Here is a 23,185-nt window from a genome sequence, read left to right as displayed (position 1 = left end):
GCAGAATTAATCGGAGCTTATGATCTTGCACTGAGGCAGCATGACACCCAGTTTTTCCATCATCGTGTCCCCTGCAGCCAGGCGGTTCTTGCTGATCCGCAGCGCACGCAGAGACCTGCACGCGACCAGGTGTTGGATCGAGTCGTCTGTCACCAGAGAGGTCGAGGATAAATCAAGGTTCTTGAGGGTCGGCAGGGAGGTGAGATAGGCCAGCGCCGAAACCGGAACCTCCATTCCACGCAGGCAGAGATTGGTGACCGTCCCCGCCTCAAGCGCCAGCTGCGTCAGCACCTTCAAATCCTCTTCCAGCTTGATCGGCACCGTGCTCAGCGACACCCGCCAGACGGTGAAAGGCTCACTCGGTATTTCCACCGCGTTCTGAATGTCAAACCGTCCTCCCATCAGCTCTTCTTGGCTGGATGCGGTCTTCACATTCAAAAAGCCTTCATGTGCAAGAACCCATTCCGCCAGCCTCATCTGTTCAGGTGCAACCGTACTTGCGACCTCACGGCTTGGTTCCCCCGATGAACCTGCAGTCGTTTCACGGCTCTGCCCGTCATTGCGCCAGCCTCCCTGCCACACCATGCCAGCCGCTCCGGCCAGCACCATCGCTGCGGCTGCTCCCCAGACCAGCCGGCGTTTCGGCTGCCCCCGCTGCGGCATCCGGATCGTATCCGCACCTGTCGGTATTCTCACCGCCGCTCCTGCGGTACCGGCCAGATCACTTCTGGAGGGACGCCGGAAATTCTTCCAGTTGTCGCTGTTCTTGAAAAGCTTTTCCAGCACCTGGGTCATGTCCCGCACATGCTGGTAGCGCTTCTCGGGGTTGTTTTGCATCGCCTTGCTCACCACGGCGTCGATGCCCTTGTCCGCACCAGAACGAATCGACGGCGGCTCCCACACTCCCTTGGGCACATGCCCCGTGAAAAGCTCGTAAATCATCACCCCCAGGGAGTAGATGTCGGCACGGTGATCGATGTTCTTGGTCTGATCCAGCGCTTCAGGCGCGATGTAGTCCGGCGTCCCGATCGTCATGCCTGTGGCAGTGTAATCGACAGACTGCGGCCCCACGACCTTCGCCAGCCCAAAGTCAGCCACCTTCACATTGCCTCGCTCATCGACGAGGATGTTCGCCGGCTTGATGTCTCGATGCACAATCCCCTGCTCATGGGCAAACTGCAGCGCTTCACACACCTGGGTGATGATTTTGAGGATTTGCTTGGGCTCCGGCGGATCTCTCCTGAGCAGATGCTGCAGATCCATTCCGGCCACGAACTCCATCACATAGTACATCTGGCCGTCGGCTGTCTCGCCAAAGTCATGCACAGCGACGATGTGCGGATGATTCAGCTGCGCAAGCGCATGTGCCTCCCGCTTGAAGCGCTCCGCAAAGCTCTCCTTGTTCCGGTTCACCAGGGGGAGCAGTTTCACCGCCACTATGCGGTTCAGGCTTTTCTGCACCGCCTTGTAAACGGCGCCCATGCCCCCGCGTTCGATAAACTGGACGAACTTGTAGCTGGGAATCAACGCATCCAGTTCTTCGGTTGATGGCGGGATGAAGGGTTCGAAATGAACGGCTTCCCCCCCGTGGTCATTCGCCTGTTGCATGCTCCAGATTTAAGAACGCGGAGGCGTTTTGGCAAGACCCTAGGCTTCACCGGGCAAAATATTCACTAGAAAGGCCTTTAGGCGCTCTGATAGGCCGCCAGCAGCTCCTCCACGCTTCGTCCCCAGTTCAGCTCGCGTGTCAGTCGCGCATTCCCCGCAGCTCCCAAGGCTTGGCGGCGGGGCTCGTCGTCCAGCAGCTCCAGGATGGCATCCCCCAGCTGCTCCGCGGAGTTTTCCATGACATACACCGCGCTGTCTCCGGCTGAATAGCGGCCCTCCACGGTTCCAAACATCACCATCGGCCTGGAGAAGGCCATGTATTCCAGCACCTTGTTCATGGTGCAGTGGTCATTGTAGGCGTTGATCGGGTCGCAGGCGACGCCAAGATCCATCGTGCGCAAGGCGCGGCACAGATGCTCGTCACTGACCCTCCCTGGCATGCTGATGTGGTCCTGCAGACCCAGCCGGTCACGCAAAGCGACCAGTTCGGCATGCTCAGGCCCGGAGCCCATGAGCAGAAACTGCACATCTCTGCGCCCACGGTTTTTGACGATGTGGTCGGCGGCCTTCACCAGATAGTCCACGCCATCTGCGCTGCCCATGACTCCGATGTAACCAACGAGGTGTTTTTTTCCGGCACGCAACGATTCATCCGGCTCCGCGGCGGTGTTCATGCGGCTCGGCGCCGTACGCACCACGAATGCGCGCTCATCGCGCAGCCTGCCACGCCGCTTGACCGCGCTCAGCACACTCTGGTTGGTGGCGATCACCACATCCGCCAGCGCCAGCGTGCACCGCTCCGCGATGCGCACCGCCCAGTACATCAGTCCACGCCTGCCAAACTTCGCCTCAAACATCTCCGGCCAGAGGTCATGCACATCAAAAATGACCTTCACCCCGCCGAGCAGCTTGAACGGCAGCGCGATCAGGAACAGCAGATCAGGCGGATTGCACAGGTGAATAACATCAAAGCCCCCACGTCTCCAGGCCTTGAGAGCACACCTGAGCTCCCCCCAAAGCGCCGAAACGTATTCAGCTATGAAGCCGCCCAGTGATCCCGCTTCCCCGCTGATCCAGTGCCGGTAGATCTGGATGCCTTCCAGCACCTCCTCCGGCTGTGTGTACCCTCGCATCTGCGGGCACACCACAGTCACCTCATGCCCTGCATCACGCAGCGCGCAGGCCTCCTGCCAGACGCGCCGGTCGAAGGGAACAGGAAGGTTCTCGACGAGGATCAGGACGCGCATAAGCGGCGGAAATCACGCGCCCCCGGCGGCGCGTTGTTCTTTGGAAAGCCACTCAATCTTCAGCACCTTGCCCTCTTTGCCACCGCCTCCAAAAATGTCCCCGGTGTCCTTGAGGGTGACAAAGATGATGAAGCCGAAGAGCATCAGAGCGCAGGCGGTTTGCACGTATTCAAGAATCCTCCCCTGCGGCGGCTTGCGGCGGATCGCCTCCGCGATCGCCATGGTGATGTGCCCGCCATCCAGCACCGGGAAAGGCATCATGTTCAGGATGGCCAGGTTGATGTTGAAGACCACGCTGAACCACAGCACCAGGCGCCAGCCGTCCGGGTGCTCAAATAGCTTGTAATACAGGCGCCCCACACCGACCGGGCCGCTCATGTGCGCCGGGCTCAGGTCAGACTTGGGAGACAGCAGCTTGGAAACCAGATTGCCCATGTGCCTCACAGCATCGCTGATCTGCTCCCAGGGGCTGATGTGCCGGGGGACGCGTCTCCCTTCCGTATCCCAGGTGATGCCGACCATCGGGTATTCCTGGTGATCTTCCGTGACCTCCTTGAGATTGTTTTTGTCCGGAATCCGCGGCAGCACGGAGACCTGGAGGGCCTTGCCAGCACGCTCGACGCCCAGCACAATCGTCTTGCCAGGGTTGGCTTTGATGTAGTCACTCAGCTGCCCCATGCTGCGCAGTGTCTTGCCATCCACGCTCAGCACCATGTCGTTGGCCAGAATGCCCGCCTCATCTGCAGGGCTGTTTTTGGCCACTCCCGCCACCATGGGCGTCATCTGGCCTTCGAGGCCGATGGAACGCAGCTCAGGCCTTTTGAAAATCGCGCGCCACCAGGAGACCGGCTCCTCCTTTTTCTCGCTCTTGGGCCAGGCCTTCGGATCCACGTTGAATTTCATCCCCCCCGTTCCAGGACGTTCCACTTCAATCGCAATCGTCTCGCCTTCGCTCGCCACCACACCCCAGCGCACGCTGTCCACCAGCCCTTCAAAACGTTTCACTGGCGCACCATCAACGCTGAGGATTTTGTCTCCGGACTGCAGGCCCGCTTTGTACGCCGGACTGTCTTTGAGGACATAGCCCACGACAGATGTGGCGTGGGATTCACTCTCCGGCTTGCCCACTTTCCAGACCGCCACCGCAAACACACATGCCAGCATGAAGCTGAACAGCGGACCTGCAAAAGCCACGATGGCCTTGTCCAGCGGCGTGATCGGCGGCAGCACCTCCTGGCTCGTCTCCCCTTCGAGTCCTCCCATAGGAGCCATTTGCGGCAGGGCCACAAAGCCGCCCGCCGGTATGCTGCCAAGCCCGTACTCGACTCCATTGATCGTCTTCTTCCAGAGCGGCTTGCCAAACCAGATGTAGAATTTTTCCACCTTAAGACCACGCCAGCGCGCCGCAAGAAAGTGGCCCCATTCATGCACCACAATCATGAGGTTGAACACGAGGACCACCTCCAAAATGAGGATGATGAACCGGAGGATTTCACCGAAGGAACCGAGAGAGGAAAGCCATGCCATAAAATTGGAAGGAAGAGATCAGGCGGAGCGCGGCGGAATTGCCGGCGCACTGCATGACTGGGCCGGAAAGCTAACACCCCCCCATGACTGGTGCAAATGCTGCGGGGAAGTTTGTGTTGAGCCTAAAGCATGAAAGATTTGCCATTCGCCTCTCTCAAACGTATCCCCCTACAGTTCCATGATACTGACCCGTGCCACCCTTTTCCTGCTCATCCCCTGGATGATGATCTCCTGCCGTAGTGCCAAAAGCGTGGTGGTGGCCGTTGACGTCAAGCCCACGGCTTTTCTGCCTCATGCCAAGGAACTCAAGGAAGACCGCAAACGCTCCCCTTTTCTTGGCAACTGGTGGAGTACCGACAAGAAAGTTCTGGCGGCTGCCGAGAAGGTGAAGTCGATCTACATCGCCCCCGTGGTTTCTGATGAGCTGCGGGCTTCGACTCAAAAATTTGCGCTCATGGAGTTCAGCAAGGAGCGGCGTGATTCCAAGGTGAAGGACTTGGTGCGCTATACGCATGATAGATTCGTCAAGGCTTTCAAGTCGAACAAAAAATCTCGCTACACCGTTGTCGACGCGCCCTCCAAAGACGCCATGACATTGAAGCTCTCGATCATTGAGTGGGAGCCAAATACCTACTCGGGACTGGTCGTGCGGGAGGCGCTGGACATGGCGATCCCGGTGCCGTTCACTCCCGTCGGCAGTATCGTCGGAAAATCGGCACGCCCTGCCATCGCCATTCAAGGAGTTTTGACCGAGCCAAAGACCGGCAAATCCGTCTTCGAGTTTGCTGACAAGGAAGAGACCCGAATGGCGGTGCTCCTCTTCTTTCCCAATGAGCTGACTCCCACCGGCCAGGCAAAGTTTGCCATTCGCGAATGGGCATCGCAGTTTGAAAAGCTCATGAGCACACCTCCGGACAAAAAGGTGAGAGACAGCATGCCCATCCAGCTCATGGAATTCTAAGTTTGCTGAAGTTTTTCAGGGCGGCTTGTCCATAAAATTCAGAACCACTCCATCCGGGCGAAATTATACCCGAGAGGCGCTGAGGTTTAGGCGTTGCCTGTGGGACGGATTTGGTGCGCTATTCAAGCCTGCACTCCTTCGCCATGAAAAAGCCGCTTCTTCAATCTCTGGTGATTCTGCTCGCCGGTCTTTCACTGACCCTCACTGCCTGCCAGTATCCCTGCGCCTACAATAGCTCAGGCCCGTATCGCGGCACCTTCACCCCCTACCCCGCCATAGGCCGTGGCCCGCTGGGAGATCTCGCAGCCAGCACCCTTGGCTCCAACCGTGACCACTATTACTATGTGATCCGCGGTGCTCACACAGGGACGCGCAGCTACTCCATCCGCCCTTGGTATGCAGGCGCTGGCAGCTACCCAGCTCGCTATCCTGCTTCCTACCAGCTGCACCCCTATTACTCGAACAGCATTTTCAGCAGCCCGTACTACAGCCGCAGCCCTTCGTCCATCTGCAGCAGGACCAACCGTCCATGGGGCGGTGGCTACGGCTTTGGGCAGCCCTTTAGCTGGGGCACCGGTCTGGGCCTCGGATCATGCTGGTTCTGAGTCTGGCTGCCGGCAGGCGCTGGTCTCCCGGGGCTCAGTGCAGCTCAAAGATACCCTCAATCTCAACGGCGATGTTCCCCGGCAGCGAGCCCATGCCCACGGCGCTGCGTGCCCCGATGCCGCACTCCTCGCCCCAGATTTCGCCAAAAAGCTCGCTGCAGCCGTTGATGACCTTCGGATGATCACCAAAGTCCGCCGTGCAGTTGACCATGCCGAGCAGTTTCACCACGCGCTTCACACGGTCCAGGCTGCCCAGCTCGCTTTTCAGGGTGGCCAGCAAGGCCAGGCCTGTCTGCTTTGCTGCCGCCTTGCCCGCTTCGAGATCGAGATCCATGCCCACACGGCCAATGAGGTACTCGCCCTCTCCCAGGTAGGGCCCGTGACCGGACACATAGGCAATGTTCCCGACAATCACGACGGGTTTGTACACCCCCCCGCGTGGTGGTGCTGGAGGAAGTGTGAGACCGAGGGCGGCAAGCTGTTGTTCTGCGTTCATAGCATCAGGTTGGGTGGGAAAGCTTTAGGCATCGTCAAACAAATGCCGATTCTTCCAAAAGTAGCTAAATCCGGAGACCAGCGTCAGCAATGTCGTGAAATAGACCAAGGCTGAAGCCACCACACGCTCCACTTCCAGATTCGCCGTAAACGCAGGGTGTGTGAAGCCAAAGATCGGCTCCTCAGATGCGCGGCGCATCATGAAATAGATCACCGTCAAAATCTGCCACAGCATCTTGTGCTTCCCCAGTTTTTCCGCGGAAAGCACCGCCCCCTGCCCCGCCGCCACCAGCCGTATCCCGGTCACAAAAAACTCACGCGCCAGGATCACAATCGTGATCCACGCAGGCATCCGCGCTGCTTCTGGAATGCCCTTGTCCGAGGACAGCAGCACAAAAGCTGCGGCAATGAGGATCTTGTCCGCCAGCGGATCAAACAGCTTGCCGAAGTTGGTCACGATCCCGCGCGCACGCGCGATCTGCCCGTCAAAATAGTCTGTGGCCGAGGCAATGCCGAAGATGATCAGCGCCAGCGAAACCGTGTTCGACCACGGGATGTAAAAACACACCACAAACACCGCCGTCAGGATCAGGCGTGAGAGGGTGAGTTTGTTCGGCAGATTCATACAGGTTGGAGTTCTCTGTCTAGCGATGGAATCCCCCCCCTGTCAATGACGGTCCTGCAACGAAAGCACTTTGCTCGCGCATGGATGCAGCGGCCTCCCGTTTCACACTCATGCCAGGGCGGTCAAAATCACATCTCCGGAGGCTTGGCCAGTGTGGGCTCTCCTTTCAGCCACCCCAGCGAGACCAGGAACTTGTCCGTGGCCAGCAAAGTCTCGTAGTAAAACTGCATCTTGCCACCCTTGCCGGGATTGAAGAAACCATGCCCCTGCCCCTCATAAAAGATCGCCTCACAGCGCACGCCTGCCTTTTCCATGTTTGCCTTGAAACGCTCCACCACCGCCACCGGAATCAGCTTGTCCTGCGTGCCCAGAAACACGATCGCCGGAGGGTCATCGGCGCTGATGTTGTGCGCCGGCGAGTACTCCTTGTAGCGCTCCCCCACCCGGCTGTATCCCCAGCCCTGGTCCGGCCCGTTGTCAAAAACGGGATTGAACAGGGCCAGCGCGTTTGCCCTCGGCGAAATCTTCACATCGTCCTGCGGATCATCCAGCCCCTCCACCATGCCCACAAACGCCGCAAGATGCCCGCCCGCGCTGCCACCTCCGGCACCGATCCGATTCGGATCAATGCCCAGCTCCTCCGCATGCCCGCGCACCCACCGCATCGCCGACTTCGCATCATGCACGCAGTCAATCGGCGGCCCCGCGTCCCCCTTCTTGATCAGACGATACTCCACCTGCACACACACCATCCCACGCGTCGCCAGATACTCGCTGTGCTGCGTGAACTGAGTCGGCCCGCCGCCCACCCATCCGCCGCCGTGGAAAAAAACCATCGCCGGCCGCTGATCCGTCGCCTTCCAGTCCGGCGGATTGACCACGGTGAGCTTGAGCTCACGTTCACCCACCTTTTTGTAAATGCGCGTGGTCGGTTCGGCAGCGGGCAGCGCCGGGAGCAGGGCAATGAGAAAACCGATGATGCAGAGCTTCATGTTGGAGCAGGAAAATGTGAAGAGGACGATCCGTGGCCTACAACGGCGATGACCTAATCCAGTTTGCAAAAGAAGCGAAACGACCGTTCCTCTCCCTCATCTGGTATGAAAATCCTCTCTGACCCGGCTCTGTCCTGGCTTCTTGGCGGCACTCTCGCATTGCTCGTCGTCGCTTCGCTCATCGGCTGGGTTCTGGCTAAACGTGCGACATCCGAGGCCGCCAAAACCACCGTCGCAAACCTGAACGCGCGCACCCGGGCTTGGTGGGGCATGGTGGCCGTCTTTGCCGCGGCGCTCGCTGTCGGGCCGGTCGGCACGGCCCTGATGTTTTTCTTCAGTTCCTTCATGGCATTGCGTGAGTTCATCACCCTCACCCCCACCAGACCCGCCGACCACCGCACCCTCTTCTGGGTCTTCTTCATCATCACACCGCTGCATTACTGCTTTCTGGCGACCAATTGGTACCTCATGTTCCTTATCCTGATCCCGGTCTATGCCTTCCTGTTTGTCCCCATGCGCTCGGCACTGGCCGGTGACTGTGAAAACTTCCTCGAACGCACCTCCAAAATTCAGTGGGGGCTCATGATCTGTGTTTACTGCATCAGCTACGCACCTGCGATCCTCTGGATGGATCTGCCCAGCTGGCCCCAGCAGCGCGCCAAGCTGCTCTTCTGGTTCATCACCGTCGTCGAGATGAGCGACGTGATGCAGTACGTCTGGGGCAAGACCTGCGGCAGGCGCAAGATCGCTCCCACCGTGAGCCCCGGCAAAACCTGGGAGGGCTTCATCGGCGGCGGCCTCACCACCACCGCACTCGGCGCCTCCCTTTGGTGGGCCACCCCGTTCTCTCCGCTGCAGGCCGCAGCCATGGCCGCTCTGGTCGTGACCATGGGCTTTTTCGGCGGACTCGTGATGTCTGCCATCAAGCGTGATCGCGGCGTGAAGGACTGGGGCGGCGCCATTGCAGGCCATGGCGGTTTCATGGACCGCCTGGACTCCCTCGCCTTCGCCGCCCCCGTTTTTTTCCACGCCACCTGCTATTTCTTTGGCCGCTGAAGACGGAAAGCCTGGCGGGATGAGCTTCGTACTCCAAGACCATGCTCCTCCGCGCCTTCATCGCAGCCTCCCTCCTGACCGCTACCGCCTCTGCGGCGACGAAGCTCGACTTCAACCGCGACATCCGGCCCATCCTCAGTGACAACTGCTTTGCCTGCCACGGCTTTGACGCCAAGAAGCGCAAGGCCGACCTCCGGCTCGATGTCCCGGAAGTCGCCTTCAAGGCCATCGATGGCGTGTTCCCCATCAAGCCCGGCAGCCCCGAGGCCAGCTCCATCATTCAGCGCATCCTCACCAAGGATCAGAACGAGGTGATGCCTCCTCCCGAGTCCAACAAGCACATCACACCAGCCCAGGCGGAAATTCTCCAGCGCTGGATCAAGGAGGGCGCCGAATACAAGAAACACTGGTCTTTCGAAGCCCCCGTCAAAACAGCCCCCCCATCGGTCAAAGGCCCGGTCCGAAACGGCATCGACGCATTCATCCAGTCACGGCTCAGCAAGGAAGGCCTTTCTCCTTCCCCCGAAGCAAACAAGGAAACACTCATCCGCCGCGTCACCCTCGATCTCACAGGCCTGCCACCCACGCCCGCGGAGATCGACGCCTTTCTCGCAGACACCTCCCCTGACGCCTATGAGAAGGTTGTCTCCCGCCTGCTCAAATCCGAACGCTACGGAGAGCACATGGGCCGCTACTGGCTCGATGCCGCCCGTTACGCAGACACCCATGGCCTGCACCTCGACAACGAACGCAGCATGTGGCCCTACCGCGACTGGGTCGTGCGCGCTTTCAACCAAAACCTCCCCTACGACCAGTTCACCATCTGGCAGCTCGCCGGAGACCTCCTCCCGAACGCCACCGTGGACCAGCAGATCGCCTCCGGCTTCAACCGCTGCAACGTCACCACCAGCGAAGGCGGCAGCATCAATGAAGAGTTCATCTTCCGCTACGCTGTGGACCGTGCGGACTCCACCGTCGCCGTCTGGATGGGCCTCACTGCTGGCTGCGCCGTCTGCCATGACCACAAGTTCGACCCCATCTCACAAAAGGAGTTTTATTCTCTCTACGCCTTCTTCAACAGCGCCGCAGATCCCGCCATGGATGGCAACATCCTCCTCACCCCACCCATCCTGCGTCTGAGCACCGCCGAGCAGAAAAAGCAGCTCGCTGAGCTGGATCAAAACATCGCCGCGGCTCAGACGAAGATTCGCGCCGCCATCCAAACTATCAACTATACCGACCCCGCCACTCAGACTCCCGCTCCTCCAATTCAGACCAGCGAACTCGTCTGGTTTGAAGATGCCTTCCCCGTGAAAGCCGATTTTTCAGGTGAGCCCACGCAGCTCATCACCAAGGACAAGGGCCCTGTCTTCAGCGGCAATGCAGCTCTCAAACGAACCGCCACCGGTGTCGCTCAGGACTTCTTCGCCAATGGCGCCAAGTATGAAATTCCGCCCAACGGCAAGATCAGCGTCCAGTGCTACATCGACCCCGCCAATCCGCCCAAGGCCATCATGCTCCAGTTCCACACCGCCGGCTGGAATCACCGCGCTGTCTGGGGCCAGGAGGGGGCCATCCCCTTCGGGCAGGTTCGCACCCCTGAAAAAGTGCAGATGGGTGAGCTTCCCAAAGCAGGCGAATGGGTGAAGCTCGAAGTGCCGGCAGAGCGCCTGGGCCTCAAGCCCGGCATCAAGGTGACCGGCTACGCCTTCACCCAGTTCGGCGGCACCGTTTACTGGGACCGCCTCGCCATGACCTCACGCGTCGATCCCGCCAAAGACCCCCAGTGGTCCTGGAGCAAGTGGATCGAAAAAAACCAGGGCAAGCGTGTCGCCGAACTCCCCAACGACCTGCAGACACTCGTGCGCGGCAAAAAACCTGCCGAGTGGTCTGAGAAAGACGCCACACGGCTCAAGGAGTGGTGGTTCGAAAATGAATATCAGGGGGCTCGCAGTCTGGTCGAAGGCGCACGCGCCGAAAAGCTCGCTCTCGAGTCACAGAAAAAGACCTTGGATGATGTCATCCCCGCCACCTTCATCATGGCAGACCTGCCGGAAAAGCGTGAGAGCTTCGTCATGGATCGCGGTCAGTATGACAAGCCGAAAGACAAGGTCACCCGTGGCACTCCGGCCATTTTCCCACCTCTCCCCGCACAGGCCGACTACACACGGCTCGATCTCGCCAAATGGCTCGTCAGCCCTCAGCATCCCCTCACCGCTCGCGTCCAGGTAAACCGTCTCTGGCAGCAGTTCTTCGGCACCGGCCTTGTCAAGACCAGCAACGACTTCGGCTCCCAGGGAGAGCCCCCCAGCCATCCCGAACTGCTCGACTGGCTCGCCGTCACCTTCCGCGAAAACGGCTGGGACATGAAAGCCTTCGTCACCCTGCTCGTCACCTCCCACACATACAAGCAGGATGCCCGGTGCCCCGATCTCGCGCTGCAAAAGGACCCGGAGAACCGCCTCCTCGCCCGCGGCCCTCGCTTCCGTCTCGATGCCGAAGCCGTGCGTGACCAGGCCTTGTTCGTTTCTGGTCTGCTCAGCCCCAAAATTGGCGGCAAAGGCGTCAAACCCTATCAGCCCGAAAACATCTGGGAGCCCGTCGGCTTCGGCGGCAGCAACACCCGCAACTACATCCAGGACCACGGCGAATCCCTCTACCGCCGCAGCCTCTACACCTTCTGGAAGCGCACCGCCCCGCCGCCCAACATGACCTCCTTCGACGCCCCAAACCGCGAGAGCTACTGCCTGCGCCGCGAGCGCAGCAACACCCCGCTCCAGGCCCTCACCCTCATGAACGACATCCAGTTCTTCGAGGCCGCGCGCAACTTCGCCCAGCACGTCATGCAGGCAAACACCGGCACCGACGCCCGCATCACCGCCCTCTTCCGTACCGCCACCGGCCGCTACCCCAGCGCCCAGGAGGCCGAACTCATCCTCCAGTCCTTCCAAAAGGAACTCGCCGCCTACACTGCCAAGCCCGAGGAAGCCAAAAAGGCCATCACCTACGGCGAATCCAAGCCCGACGAAAAGCTCAACCCCGCCGAACTCGCCGCCTGGACCATGGTCGCCAATCTCGTCCTCAACCTCGACGAAGTGGTGACCAAGGGGTGAAACAACCATGGCCCCCTTGGAATGCCCATCATCTTGGAGAGGTTCGGCTGAGATTTGGACGCCGAATAGACAGACCCGAAGCAGCTGGCCGCTTGGTAAACTTCATTGGAGTCCCGGCAGGATTGAGATCCAGGCTGTGGGAGCAAGACTGGCATTCACGCCGACTCAAGTCATCGAGCTGCGGTTTTACCAATGGCCTCTGCCCACTCTCAAAGTGGTGATCAAAAATGGAAATCAGCATGCGCTGGTGACTTTCAGTGCCTTTCGAGGCAGTCGTATCCGGGCCGTTCTCGACACATGTGGTTTTCAGATCACAAAATACTGCCGCTGGAATATTGGAGGTGATACATCCAAGGACATGAAAACTTATGGCCTGTTTGATGCCCCCGACTGAGTCATAGCATGCCTGGTAGAAAACGGGTCTGTTTTACACCCAGCTCCACGGGAAAAGCAGGATGCCTCACGCAGGTCTTCTGGAGGAGACGGGTTGTCACGATCCCTCAACACTCTGCGATCCCCACTGTCCGCACCTCCACAAACCTTCGGGTCTCCGAAGCGAGATAGCGCCCATTTACCACGGTTCATGGTATCACCCCTCAAACTCCGTCTCTCGATCTGCTGAAGAAAAGCAGATCATCATCTCCGCATCCACGCCATCCAGCGCCCTCGCATTGTGCCACTGCCCCGCCGGAATCGAGATCGTGTCCCCCGCATTCAGCACAAACTTTTGATCCCCCAGGCTGTGCTCCAGCCTGCCCTTGAGCAGGTGCAGGATTTCATCGCAGTTCGGGTGGCGGTGCCTCGGGTTCGTCTGGTCCGCCGGGATGATCACATGCCCAAGGGTCATCGTGGTGGAGTTGCCCATTTCCCTCGATGCCAGCCAGGTGAGCTTCCCCCACGGCTGGTCGATCAAAATACCCTCGGCAAAACTGCGGATAGGAGAACGGTTCATGATGCTCGTCATGATTCCCGCGACGCTCTGTTTGGCGACTGATTTTTGGATTGTGTAAGGCGGGTAAGTTGTTTGTAAGCCAGTGCCTCACGCATTGCTTCTAATTATTGAAACTCTATCATGACGGCGTTCGCAGTTCTGAAAGCCCAACGCCTTTGTCATGCACCCCGCATCACTCACTTCACAGTTCACGCGCTCCTTGAATCGCCTGCTGTCGAAACTCCGCGTTCTCGGCTTTTTGGGACTGACGAGCATCTCAGCCGTGGCGATGGATCTGCCGGCTTATCGCAGCCTGTTTGTTGATCAGTCTCAGCGCCCAGATCCTCGTTCCCTCGCCGCCTTCGACCTCTCCGTTTTGAACCCGCAGGCAGAGCTCGACATGGAGCCCGGCCATGCCCTGGGGAATCATTACTATGCACTGCTGGATGTGGCCCACTTCCGCAACGGATCTCACGCCGCGATGAAGTGCCTGGAGCGCCAGGTGGCCTCAAAGCCCTCTGCCTCCGACCAGCAAACCCGCATTGTCGATCCTGCAGCCCCCCAGTGGGTCTCCTGGGTGGTCGAAGCACTTGCCGATCCCGCAGCAAAAAAAGGCTTCGACGGCTTCGTCCTCAGCCTCGGCTCTGAAGCAGCCACTCCCGCAGCCCGCAGCGCCATCCTTTCGCTCGCCGCCACCCTGCGCCTCCGCTATCCCGACAAGCACCTCCTGCTCGACCTCCGTCTCGCACTCGGCGTGGAGGCCGTGCACCTCGCCAGCGGGTTTCTGGCCCTCGGCGTTTACACCCGCGAAGGCAGAAACGGCGCCGCAGACTGGACGCCTCTTGCAGAGGCTCAGCGTCTCACACGCCTCATCCGCACAGTGCAGATGCAGGGCATGCGTGTCTTCGCTGTAGAGTACGCCTCGGCAGACGACCGCGCCGCCTGCCTTGAAGCCGCTCAGCGCCTCACCAGCTTCGGGGTCCTTCCTTTCGTCACCACCACGGCGCTCACCGGCGTCAACCTGGGTCCTTGGGAGGAAGCCTCCCGCCGCGTCCTCGTGCTGCATGGCTGGGATGAAAAACACGTCGGCGAAAAGTCGCCGCCTGTGGCATCCACCCTCACCTCTCGCCTCATGCGCCAGTCGCTCGAATGGCTCGGCTGCGAGCTCGATTTTCGCCAGGCAAGCGGCGCCTCCTTTCTGCCCGCAGATCACAATTTCGCCGCCGTCATTCTCGACTCCGGCCTGGTGCTCAGTCCCGATCAGCAACGCACGCTCGCCGCCTGGCTGCCTTCGCTGCGTGTCCGCAGGATCCCGCTGCTCCTCACCGGCATGCCTTGGACGGACGACACAGCACGCCAGCTTGCCATGCAGCATCTCGGCCTCGGCGGCAGCGCCCGCCCTGCGGCCCGCCTCGTCAAAACAAACGTCGTTGCCATGGACTCCGCCCTGCTGCGCGTGAACTCCAGGATCACTTCACACACGCTCGGCTTTCTCGATCTTGAAGCCCCTGCAGACGCACACATCGTTCTCGGTCTCCATGGCCAGGATGCCATGGGTACAGCTCATCGTTTTGACCAGGCCTTCCTCTCCAGCTGGGGCGGAGCCTGGGTGGACCCGGCTGCCCAGGCCGCCACTGCGCAGCTCGATCTTCCCGCATTCCTCACCCAATGGCTTGGCACAGACCGCAGCCTTCCGGTCCCGGACACCACCACCCGCACCGGACGCCAGGTGTTTTACAGCCACATCGAAAGCACCGGCTTTTCCACCCCTTCCACACTGCCCGGCTTTCCCCTCTGCGCCGAAGTCATGCGTGACCGCATCATCGGCCGCAGCCTGCTGCCCATCACCGTTTCAGTTTGCGAGGCCGAGTTGCGCGCCTGGCTGCCCGGTCAGAAGCCCGGCGAAGCAGAACGGCTGGAGCACGTGGCCCGCAGCATGTTTGAAATGCTTCAGGTCCAGGCCGCTTCGAACTCCTTTTCCCGCCCTTCCCAGTGGACCCCCGGCATCGCCATCTCCAGCACGCTCAATGAGCGCGCCAGCTCCGCACGCCATGACATGGAGCGCGAAATCGCCGGCTCCATGAGTTACATCCACCGCCGCCTGCTGCCCCTTGGCAAGGAGGTCAGCCTCATGCTCTGGCCCGCCAAAGCAGCCCCCTCCCCGGAAGCTTTGCGCTACTGCCGCACCATGAAAGTCGAGAGCCTCCCGGCGCACTCTGGCTTTGACCCCATCTCCAGCCCCTCCGGCTCCCGCAATCCCCCTCGCCTGGAACCGCTCGCCATTCGCTGCAGCTTTGCGGATGTGCGCACCGCCGCAGGCCTTGCCTCGCTCGAAAAAACCTTCGCCGCATGCTCAGAGCAGCCCCTGCACGCCATGACTGCGGCGGCTTATGCAGCCAGCGTTCGCGACGCACAGCACACCCGCATTCTCCGGGCCGCGCCAGATCATTGGATCATCCTCAACAAAGGCGAATGCCGCACCCTGAGGCTGCCCGTGACCGCCGGCCTGCCAGACATGGCGCGCTGCCAGGGGGTTTCAGGCTACAATGTGCATCAGGGCCAGCTCTACATCCACACCATGGGCCGCGCCCGCACCGAGCTTGTGCTCACCAAAGACAGGCCTGCTCAGCACATTCACCTCGCGGAGTGCAGCACCGCCGTCTCCTTCTTTGAGCTGACACCGGGCCGCGCCACCTTCCAGGTGCGTGACCTCCGCCCCGTGGAGATCGTCCTGGGTGGTTTTGAGCCTCGCGGACAGTGCGCCTACCTCGAAAATGGCCGCCCCTACACCGCACATGCAGATTCACAGGGCTTCGTCCGCCTCGAAGTCGCCTGCCGTTCCACCGTCTCTCTCCAGTCCCTGCCGCCTGCCGCACACGCGGCCATGCGCTGATCACCCCCGCATTCCCCAGTTCTCATGCGTCTCAGTCCCCGTCAGGCTTTCAGTCTCATTGCCGCCTACGCTTTGCTCGCCGCCGCCTGGGGCTGGCGCCTGCATGCGGATGATCCGGCCCCCTCAGGGGTCAATCCTCTGCTGGCAGACACACGCACAGCCATCGCCTCCAGCCTGGCCCGCGCCCCCGCTCACCTCCAGCAGCCTGCGGTGCTTCAGCTTGCACTGCTTCCTGACCATCAGGTCGAAGCGCTTCACGCCTGGCTGAAGGCGGCCCCCGAGCAGCGGCTGCGCCAGCTCACCGTACGCGAGGGCCCTCTCAACACGCCATCCCCGCTCAACACCGCACTTGTCTTTGTTGAGCTCACCCGCGCAGATGCTCCGCTCATCGAGGACAGCCGCCTTCTCCTCTCCGCTTCTGGCGATCGCATCTCAGAGCCCCACAAGATCGAGGCGCTCGAACTGCTCGCCTCTCAGGCCGCGGCAGCGGGCGAACGCACCCTGGCCATCGAAATCCATGAGCGTGTCTGCGCATTCCCTTCCGCCACATGGCAGCATGCGCTCGCTCTCATCGAAGCGGCACGCGCCGCCCGGCGCCCGGCCGCAGCCCTTCGTGTCGTCAAGGACTGGCTCAGCGAGACTCCCTCACGCCTGGATGCAGCTCAGCGCGAAGCCGCCCTCGACCTTCAGATCTCCCTCCTGCTCGAAGGCTCCCGTTATGCCGAGGCCAGCCGTGTCACGCTCGAATCTCTCCGTGCCTTGAAAGCCGGAGCCGCCATCCCCGCTCGCCTCATGCAGCGCGCTCTCCTTGCCACACGGGCCGCAGGAGAGTCCGCCGAACTGATGCCATGGATCGAGCGCCAGCTGCGCGCCTCGCCGGACCATCAGCTCTCTCTGAAAGACCTCGCTGCAAAACCATCCGTTGACGCCGGTTATCGCCACTGGCTGGCAGAAGGTGCCTGCATCGCCGATCTCAACCATCAGAGCAGCATCGCCTGCGAGTTTTTCTTCCGCCTCGCCGCCCTTGGCGAGACCCACGTGCTGGCCCGCTTGCATGCACTCGTCGCTCAGCTCGGGCGTGGCAGGGAGCTCGCCGCGGTGCTCGCCAGCCTGCAGCACCGCTTCCCCCCCCATCAGCTGGCGCAAGCCCTTGCAGAGGGCGATGCCCCGGCTGCCGCACGCGCCTTCCTCACCGCCCATCTCCAGTCCTCGGCCGATGACCGCGAAGGCTGGCGCATGCTCGCACAGATCGACATGGCCCTCCGTGGAGAAGCCGCCTCCACCATGCTTTGGCAGGGCTTTCTCAAACGCTTTCCAGGCGATGTCACTGCCATGAGGCAGCTCGCCGCATGCCAGGTCTCCGCAGCACAGCCCCGTCAGGCGCTCGACACCCTTCAGTCCATTCCCGTCGGCCAGCTCGATGAGCCCACGCTGAGGCATATCGCCGCACTCGCTGTCCAGTTGGATGACGTTCCCGCAGCACATCGCGCACAGCAGCTCCTCGTCGCCTCATCGGCCCATCCCTCCGCGCGCGATGTCCTCGCCCTTGCCACCACCACCCTGCAGCACCCCGATGCCGCGGCCGCCCATGAAGCGCTTTCAGAGGCTGCCTCCAGACTCCCTGCCGGAACCGGTTTTCACCGGTTCCTCACCGCCATCCCTGGCACCGTCGAAGCGACACACTTCAGCACTGCGGCAAAGTCTGAGTGAGAGTGCGGTTGATTCGCGGCGCGCTGTCGGCACCTTGGTCCCATGAACCGCCGTCACGCATTCCTGCTTCTTTGGCTCCTCCTCGCCAGCGCAGGCTGCAGCATGCTGCCACGCGATGAGCACGGCCGCCTTCAGTACTATGAGCGCCGTTTGCACAGCCTCGAATTTCCCGTCAGCCGCGCACGCCTCTACAAAACCCTGCGCCCCGCCTCACCTGCCGCCCCTACAGGCCAGACCGGCTCCGGCCTGCTCACCGGCAGTGAGTTCTACCGCCTGGACGACCTCTTCGTGGTCGAAATGTCCGTCGTGTACAAAGCCGTCGCAGGCATCGACGACTATCTCAGCCCCGCACCCACCATCGGCAGCCAGGTGCGCTCCATTCTCGACGCCTCTTGGAGCATCGAAAACTTCATGGACCGCGGCACCCCGGAGCATCCGTCTGACATCATTCAAAGAGCACGCATCCTGAAGCGGCCGGCGCAGAGGTATTGAGTCCCGGCTCAGCCGTGCTTCTTGATGATCTGGATGAATTCCGGCAGGTACTCCTTCGCCTTCTTCTCACCCACACCGCGGATCTTCAGCCCCGCCTCGGTCGTCTTGGGCTTGAGCCGCGTCATAAACTCCAGCGTCTGATTGCTGAAAATGATGTACGGCGGCACTCCTTCGGCCTCCGCCACGGCGGTGCGGTGGTGCTTGAGCTTCTCAAACAGCGCATCGTCAAATCCCAGCTCGCGTGCCGCCAGCTCCTCGTTCATCGCCGTCTTGCCCTTCGGCTTCGTCACCGGTGCTTGCATCGAAGGCCAGCGCATCTTCACATTCAGCCCCTTCTTCATCACCTCCGCTCCGCGTGAGGTCAGCGTGACTTTCGGGTACTCTCCGCTGCTCGTCTCGATGAGCCCGAGCTTCTCGATTTCAGCAAACAGCGGGTGCAGCGCATGCGTGCCCACATCCTTCAGCAGCCCATACGTCGTGAGCTGGTCATGCCCCGCGTCCACGATCTCCTTGGACTTGCTGCCCACCAGCATCTGGATGATCCGCCCTTTCCCAAAGCGCCCCTCCCAGGTGCCATCCGGCAGCCTCACGGACATTCGCGCGATGCCGCTCAGCGCCTGCCTCAGCATCGTGACTTCGTCCGCCCCGCCCTCGCGCGGAGGCTGCACGCCCTCGGCACGGCACACATCGCAGGTCCCGCAGGGCGTGCTCTCGCTCTCGCCAAAGTAGCGCAAAATCTGCTCCTGCCGGCAGGCCTTGTCGTCGTAGCAGAGCTCCACCATGGCCTTGAGCTTCGAGCGGTCGCGCCGGTCCTTTTCGCGCAGGGCCTCCGTGTCAAACTGCAGATCCCGCGTCAGCACATTCGGCTGCAGCAGCCGCGTGCCACGGATGCGTTTGCCGGGAATGTCAAAACGCTCGATGTAGTCGTTGCGGGCCAGGTAGCTCAGCGCCGAGCCAATCGCCATGCTGTTTTTCGCACCAGCGCGCTCCGTGATCTCATCAATCGACGCCTGCACCTCGTGATTCGAGTCCGCCGCGTTCAGCAGCGCCTGGTACACGCTGCGGATGATGTCCACGCTCGGATTGTTGCCATCAATGAAAAACTCCTGCGTCTTCGTGTCGGCAAAATTAAAAAACAGATCGCACTGCGAAGGCTCGCCATCACGCCCCGCACGGCCTGCTTCCTGGTAGTAGGCCTCCACGCTGCCCGGCACATCAAAGTGCACCACAAACCGCACATCAGAGCGGTCGATGCCCATGCCAAAAGCATTCGTCGCCACGGCCACATCCGCCTTCTTCGTGATGAACTTCGTCTGCCTCGACTCGCGCTCCTTGTCATCCAGCCCGCCATGGTACTCGATCACCTTCAGCTTCCATGACCTCAGCTCCTCGCCCACCTCCTCCACACGCTTGCGCGTGGAGCAGTACACAATCCCCGTTTTGAACTGCGTGATGATCTTCCTCAGCCGTTCATACTTGTCCGCGTTCGACTTCGTATGTGCGATGTTCAGGCTCAGGTTTGGCCGCTCAAATCCGCGGATCGTCACAAACGGATCCCGCAGCGCCAGCGTCTGCAAAATATCCCCCCGCACCTCCGGCGTCGCTGTCGCAGTCAAGGCTACCACCTGCGGCCGGTCCAGCTGCGCCAGCGCCTCTCCCAGCCGCATGTAGTCAGGGCGGAAATCATGCCCCCACTGCGAAAGGCAGTGCGCCTCGTCCACTGCAAACAGCCCGATCTGCACCTGCCGCAGCGCATTCGTAAACGCACGGCTTCGAAACCTCTCCGGCGCCACATACACCAGCTTGTACTCTCCCTGACGCAGCGCATTGATCCGCTCCTGCTGCTCTCCCAGCGAAAGCGAGCTGTTGATCAGCGTCGCCGGTATCCCACGCCTCTCCAGCGCATCCACCTGGTCCTTCATCAGCGCGATCAGCGGACTCACCACCACCGTCACCCCGTCCATCACCATCGCCGGAAGCTGGTAGCACAGCGATTTGCCACCCCCTGTAGGCATGATCACCATCGTGTCCCGCCCGCTCAGGATGCTCGCCATCACTGTTTCCTGGCCGTCCAGAAACTCACGAAAGCCAAAATACTTCTGCAACGCCATCTTGGCGTCGTGAATGGGAGTGGAGGCGGCAGTTGGAAGAAGTTCGGACACGGACTGCTCACCTTGGATGCGATGAGGAATGGCCGCAAGAAGACGCAAAAATATCAAAGACCACGCTTCCAGGCAGAGCGCTTCCGGCACGGCGCATCATGCCAGCTCGTAGGATGGATGTGGCGACAGCCCGCCCGTCCATCAGCGCACGGCAAACACCACGGCGTACGAGCCACCTCGCAGCCGGGCGGTTTGTCGAAGAATGCGTGGAAGCATCGACAGGCTCTCGACATCCCCCCCAGCCTGCGACCTGAGCCGCCACTCAATGCTCGTCCTTCTTCTTCGCATCCTTCGCTTTCAGCGAAGGCGTAAATCCATACTTCTCCCCCGCCTGCCGCAGGCATTTCACAATGTTGGTCTCCTCAAACTCCAGCGCCGCTTCCAGGCTCAGTCCCGTCGTCTTCGGCATCTTCTCCGCTTTGCGCTCTCGCACCATCGTCAGCGTCCGCGCCAGCTCCGTGCCGGGCTTCTCAGGAAAGGTGGCCCAGTAGGCTGGCTTCAGGCACGGAATGTCCAGCGGATCACGCGTGATCATCTCCAGGAGGTAGTTCACCTGCGGGTTGTATTTCTCAAACAGCGCAAACATGCGCGGCAGATCCAGAATCCCCTCTCCCAGCGGCACTTCGGCCAGCAGAAAGCCCGTCGCCGTCTCCTGCACCGCCATGTCCTTGATATGCGTGGTAACCGCAAACGGCGCCAGCGTCTCCACCACCGTCATCGGGTCCTCCAGCAATGCGATGCTGTTTCCCGTATCCACACACGCACCCATGTGCGGGCTGCTCAGCCGCCCCAGCATCTCCGCCAGTTCTGCCGCATGGAAGTCCTTGTGATTCTCAATCCCAATCTTCACCTTATGCCGTTTGGCCACCGGCTCCGCGAGCTGCATCGACTTAAACGCCCCCTCCTTCCAGTGCTTGAAATCCTCCAGGCTGGAAAACAGCTCATAGCGCCTGCCACCAGTCGCAGAGCGAAAAATCACCGCCCCCGCCTCCTTGGCCGTGCGCACCTCCTGCTCAAACCGCCCCACATCGCTTTCATTCTTCGGCAGCGTGATGCTCCCTTCCAGATTCATGCTGTACGACTCACAGGTCGCGCGCACCTTCCCCGCAAACTCACTCGTCCACCCGCCCACCAGCGTCTGCAGCGACCCCACGCCGAAATCACGCACATGATCCAGCACATCCAGCGCATGCTCAAACGGCGGGTATTTGATGTTCGAATACTTCCCCTGCCAGCGCTTCCAGTACGAGTGGATCACGATGCCCATCTTCTTTCCCTGCAAAGCAGCCGACGAAGGCAGCGCAGCTGCTAATGCGGCGGCTGCAGAGGTGAGAAAGGCGCGTCGGGTCATGGAGCTTCAGGAAACGTCTTCGAAAATGAAATCATTTCCCTCATTTGCACAGCAATCTCCCTGCAGAAACAGCGATTACCTCATTCCAATTTGGACATCCTGCCGATAAGCTGCCAAAGCCGCATCAAATCGTGCCGCCACATCACAGAATTCCCGCCCCCAGCCACTGCTGATGCTGACTTCTTGAATGGAACCCGTGGGGGCATATAAAACGGAAAGCCTCATGAGATCGCAGCGGCGGCCTGATTCCACATCTGCCACCAAAGCATCAAACTCTTCCAACGCCTCTGCGATGCCATCCCATCCTGACCAGACAAAGTCGTTTTCTGGAAGCACCATCAGCTCCCTCGTCTCTTTGAGAACGTTAAGCAGTTCTTCCTTGGCGTGATGCATGGCCGTGTCTGGCTCTCACCTCACCACACCGCCCACCCACTCAGGCTGCCGCTTTGCCAGGCACTCGGAGAGCCACCTCACCAGATCCGCCACGGACTCATGCTTCTTGCGCAGCGTGTTCAGCGCCGGCCAGTCGATGGTTTGCCGCGAGGTCGGCAGCGTGATCTTCTGGATGCGCAGCAGGTTGTGCACCGCTTCAAACTCCGCTGCGTTCATCGCCCGCAGTTCCTTGGCCGAGGGCAGGTCATCCAGCACCGTCAGCGGGATGCCCAGGCTGCAGATCCCCACACCAAATTGATGCCCCAGGCTGCGCAGCGCATCCACCAGCGCCTCGTCATTCAGACCTTCTGCGATCACGATCTCGCTTTGCAGCGTCCAGCGTGTGGCGCTCAGCGCCTGAAAAAAGTCGGCGCTGAAGGTGTCCGGCGCCACGCTGAGCTTGAGCTGCACCCCGGCCAGACCCACTACGGGTCCTCCGAGGTGGCGGCGTAGGTCCAGCATCGCCGCATCAAATCGCGGCGCATCATCACTGCCCGTGTCCAGGTCCCAGTCAGCCACCACCAGATCAGGGATGTCCCACTCACCCTCCATGCTCGGCGTCCCGCTGCTGTTGCGGTTCAGCAGGAAAGGGTAGCGCGAGCGCTGCAGGCACAGCCTCTCATAGATCGCCACCATCCTCAGGTAGCGCGACCAGCACTGGTCGCTCTCCCCCAGCTCACTGTCGAACAGCCCCTGCCGCGTCACGCCGTTGCTGCCGGAGAGCGTTTTCTTCTGCCGCTGGTAGTACCCCTGGCCCTGGTCCACCTTCGCGATGGGTGAGGTCGGGTCGTAGCTCAGAATGGAAAAATGGTAGCGCAGCGTCGCGTCGCTGTAGCCGTCACCCAGGCGCAGACGCACCAGGCGGATGAGTTCGGTGCCCTTGATCGAGTCCGCAGGATCATGCGGCAGGATTTCGGGCAGCAGTTGTCGCAGTTGTTCGCGTAGGTTCATCCTTGGTGCTGTGTCACAGCATGGCTGCGAAGCG

Annotated in this window: 18 protein-coding genes; 7 read left to right on the top strand and 11 right to left on the bottom strand. The window is 60.9% G+C overall.

Going from position 1 to position 23,185, the window contains the following annotated elements:
- Positions 1-6 precede the first annotated feature (6 nt).
- The 3 genes from ACZ5WW_RS19045 to rseP form a co-directional block, all read right to left on the bottom strand.
- Positions 7-1,608: a serine/threonine-protein kinase gene (locus tag ACZ5WW_RS19045; protein ID WP_377168910.1), complete on the bottom strand. Its 1,602-nt coding sequence runs from the start codon at positions 1,606-1,608 to the stop codon at positions 7-9.
- A gap of 77 nt (positions 1,609-1,685) precedes the next feature.
- Positions 1,686-2,855, bottom strand: a complete 1,170-nt coding sequence (locus ACZ5WW_RS19040; RefSeq protein WP_377168908.1) for a glycosyltransferase family 4 protein — start codon at positions 2,853-2,855, stop codon at positions 1,686-1,688.
- A gap of 12 nt (positions 2,856-2,867) precedes the next feature.
- Positions 2,868-4,382, bottom strand: coding sequence for an RIP metalloprotease RseP (gene rseP, locus ACZ5WW_RS19035; protein ID WP_377168906.1), 1,515 nt, complete (start codon positions 4,380-4,382; stop codon positions 2,868-2,870).
- A 178-nt stretch (positions 4,383-4,560) separates the two neighbouring features.
- Here rseP and ACZ5WW_RS19030 point away from each other — a divergent pair, with 178 nt between their 5' ends.
- Complete coding sequence (locus tag ACZ5WW_RS19030; protein WP_377168904.1) at positions 4,561-5,343, top strand: DUF3313 family protein; 783 nt, start codon at positions 4,561-4,563, stop codon at positions 5,341-5,343.
- Positions 5,344-5,486: 143 nt separating this feature from the next.
- Complete coding sequence (locus ACZ5WW_RS19025) at positions 5,487-5,948, top strand: hypothetical protein (protein WP_377168902.1); 462 nt, start codon at positions 5,487-5,489, stop codon at positions 5,946-5,948.
- 34 nt (positions 5,949-5,982) lie between these two features.
- On the opposite strand, the gene ACZ5WW_RS19020 is transcribed toward ACZ5WW_RS19025, so the two are convergent.
- The 3 genes from ACZ5WW_RS19020 to ACZ5WW_RS19010 form a co-directional block, all read right to left on the bottom strand.
- Entirely contained in the window at positions 5,983-6,444 is a 462-nt protein-coding gene (locus tag ACZ5WW_RS19020) for a RidA family protein (RefSeq protein WP_377168900.1), read from the bottom strand.
- Positions 6,445-6,468: 24 nt separating this feature from the next.
- Positions 6,469-7,068 (bottom strand): CDP-diacylglycerol--glycerol-3-phosphate 3-phosphatidyltransferase, encoded by a 600-nt coding sequence (gene pgsA / locus ACZ5WW_RS19015; RefSeq protein WP_377168899.1) that lies wholly within the window; start codon positions 7,066-7,068, stop codon positions 6,469-6,471.
- A gap of 128 nt (positions 7,069-7,196) precedes the next feature.
- The gene (locus ACZ5WW_RS19010; RefSeq protein WP_377168897.1) at positions 7,197-8,060 is read right to left on the bottom strand and encodes an alpha/beta hydrolase; all 864 of its coding nucleotides are present in this window, start codon (positions 8,058-8,060) and stop codon (positions 7,197-7,199) included.
- A gap of 105 nt (positions 8,061-8,165) precedes the next feature.
- On the opposite strand from ACZ5WW_RS19010, the gene ACZ5WW_RS19005 reads away from it, so the two are divergent.
- The gene (locus ACZ5WW_RS19005) at positions 8,166-9,116 is read left to right on the top strand and encodes a phosphatidate cytidylyltransferase (RefSeq protein WP_377168895.1); all 951 of its coding nucleotides are present in this window, start codon (positions 8,166-8,168) and stop codon (positions 9,114-9,116) included.
- A 41-nt stretch (positions 9,117-9,157) separates the two neighbouring features.
- Positions 9,158-12,229, top strand: coding sequence for a PSD1 and planctomycete cytochrome C domain-containing protein (locus ACZ5WW_RS19000; RefSeq protein ID WP_377168893.1), 3,072 nt, complete (start codon positions 9,158-9,160; stop codon positions 12,227-12,229).
- A 589-nt stretch (positions 12,230-12,818) separates the two neighbouring features.
- On the opposite strand, the gene ACZ5WW_RS18995 is transcribed toward ACZ5WW_RS19000, so the two are convergent.
- Positions 12,819-13,181: a cupin domain-containing protein gene (locus ACZ5WW_RS18995; protein ID WP_377168891.1), complete on the bottom strand. Its 363-nt coding sequence runs from the start codon at positions 13,179-13,181 to the stop codon at positions 12,819-12,821.
- Positions 13,182-13,341: 160 nt separating this feature from the next.
- Here ACZ5WW_RS18995 and ACZ5WW_RS18990 point away from each other — a divergent pair, with 160 nt between their 5' ends.
- Genes ACZ5WW_RS18990 through ACZ5WW_RS18980 form a run of 3 tightly spaced genes read left to right on the top strand, consistent with a single transcriptional unit; the run spans position 13,342 to position 18,255 of the window.
- Positions 13,342-16,053: a hypothetical protein gene (locus ACZ5WW_RS18990; RefSeq protein ID WP_377168889.1), complete on the top strand. Its 2,712-nt coding sequence runs from the start codon at positions 13,342-13,344 to the stop codon at positions 16,051-16,053.
- A 24-nt stretch (positions 16,054-16,077) separates the two neighbouring features.
- The gene (locus ACZ5WW_RS18985) at positions 16,078-17,763 is read left to right on the top strand and encodes a tetratricopeptide repeat protein (RefSeq protein ID WP_377168887.1); all 1,686 of its coding nucleotides are present in this window, start codon (positions 16,078-16,080) and stop codon (positions 17,761-17,763) included.
- Positions 17,764-17,805: 42 nt separating this feature from the next.
- Positions 17,806-18,255, top strand: a complete 450-nt coding sequence (locus ACZ5WW_RS18980) for a hypothetical protein (RefSeq protein ID WP_377168885.1) — start codon at positions 17,806-17,808, stop codon at positions 18,253-18,255.
- 8 nt (positions 18,256-18,263) lie between these two features.
- Here the strand turns inward: ACZ5WW_RS18980 and ACZ5WW_RS18975 are convergent, their stop codons facing one another.
- The 4 genes from ACZ5WW_RS18975 to ACZ5WW_RS18960 all read right to left on the bottom strand — a co-directional run bounded on the left by ACZ5WW_RS18975 (position 18,264) and on the right by ACZ5WW_RS18960 (position 23,151).
- Positions 18,264-20,417 (bottom strand): RecQ family ATP-dependent DNA helicase, encoded by a 2,154-nt coding sequence (locus tag ACZ5WW_RS18975; protein ID WP_377168883.1) that lies wholly within the window; start codon positions 20,415-20,417, stop codon positions 18,264-18,266.
- Between the two features lie 262 nt (positions 20,418-20,679).
- A complete protein-coding gene (locus tag ACZ5WW_RS18970; RefSeq protein WP_377168881.1) occupies positions 20,680-21,768 on the bottom strand; it encodes a sugar phosphate isomerase/epimerase family protein in 1,089 nt (362 codons plus the stop codon).
- Positions 21,769-21,843: 75 nt separating this feature from the next.
- Entirely contained in the window at positions 21,844-22,161 is a 318-nt protein-coding gene (locus ACZ5WW_RS18965; RefSeq protein WP_377168878.1) for a hypothetical protein, read from the bottom strand.
- Positions 22,162-22,176: 15 nt separating this feature from the next.
- Complete coding sequence (locus tag ACZ5WW_RS18960; RefSeq protein ID WP_377168876.1) at positions 22,177-23,151, bottom strand: hypothetical protein; 975 nt, start codon at positions 23,149-23,151, stop codon at positions 22,177-22,179.
- Between the last annotated feature and the right edge of the window lie 34 nt (positions 23,152-23,185).

The sequence above is a fragment of the Prosthecobacter fluviatilis genome, assembly GCF_055388355.1.
Note: the sequence above shows the minus strand (reverse complement) of the source record. Positions and strands in the feature narration are given on the sequence as shown.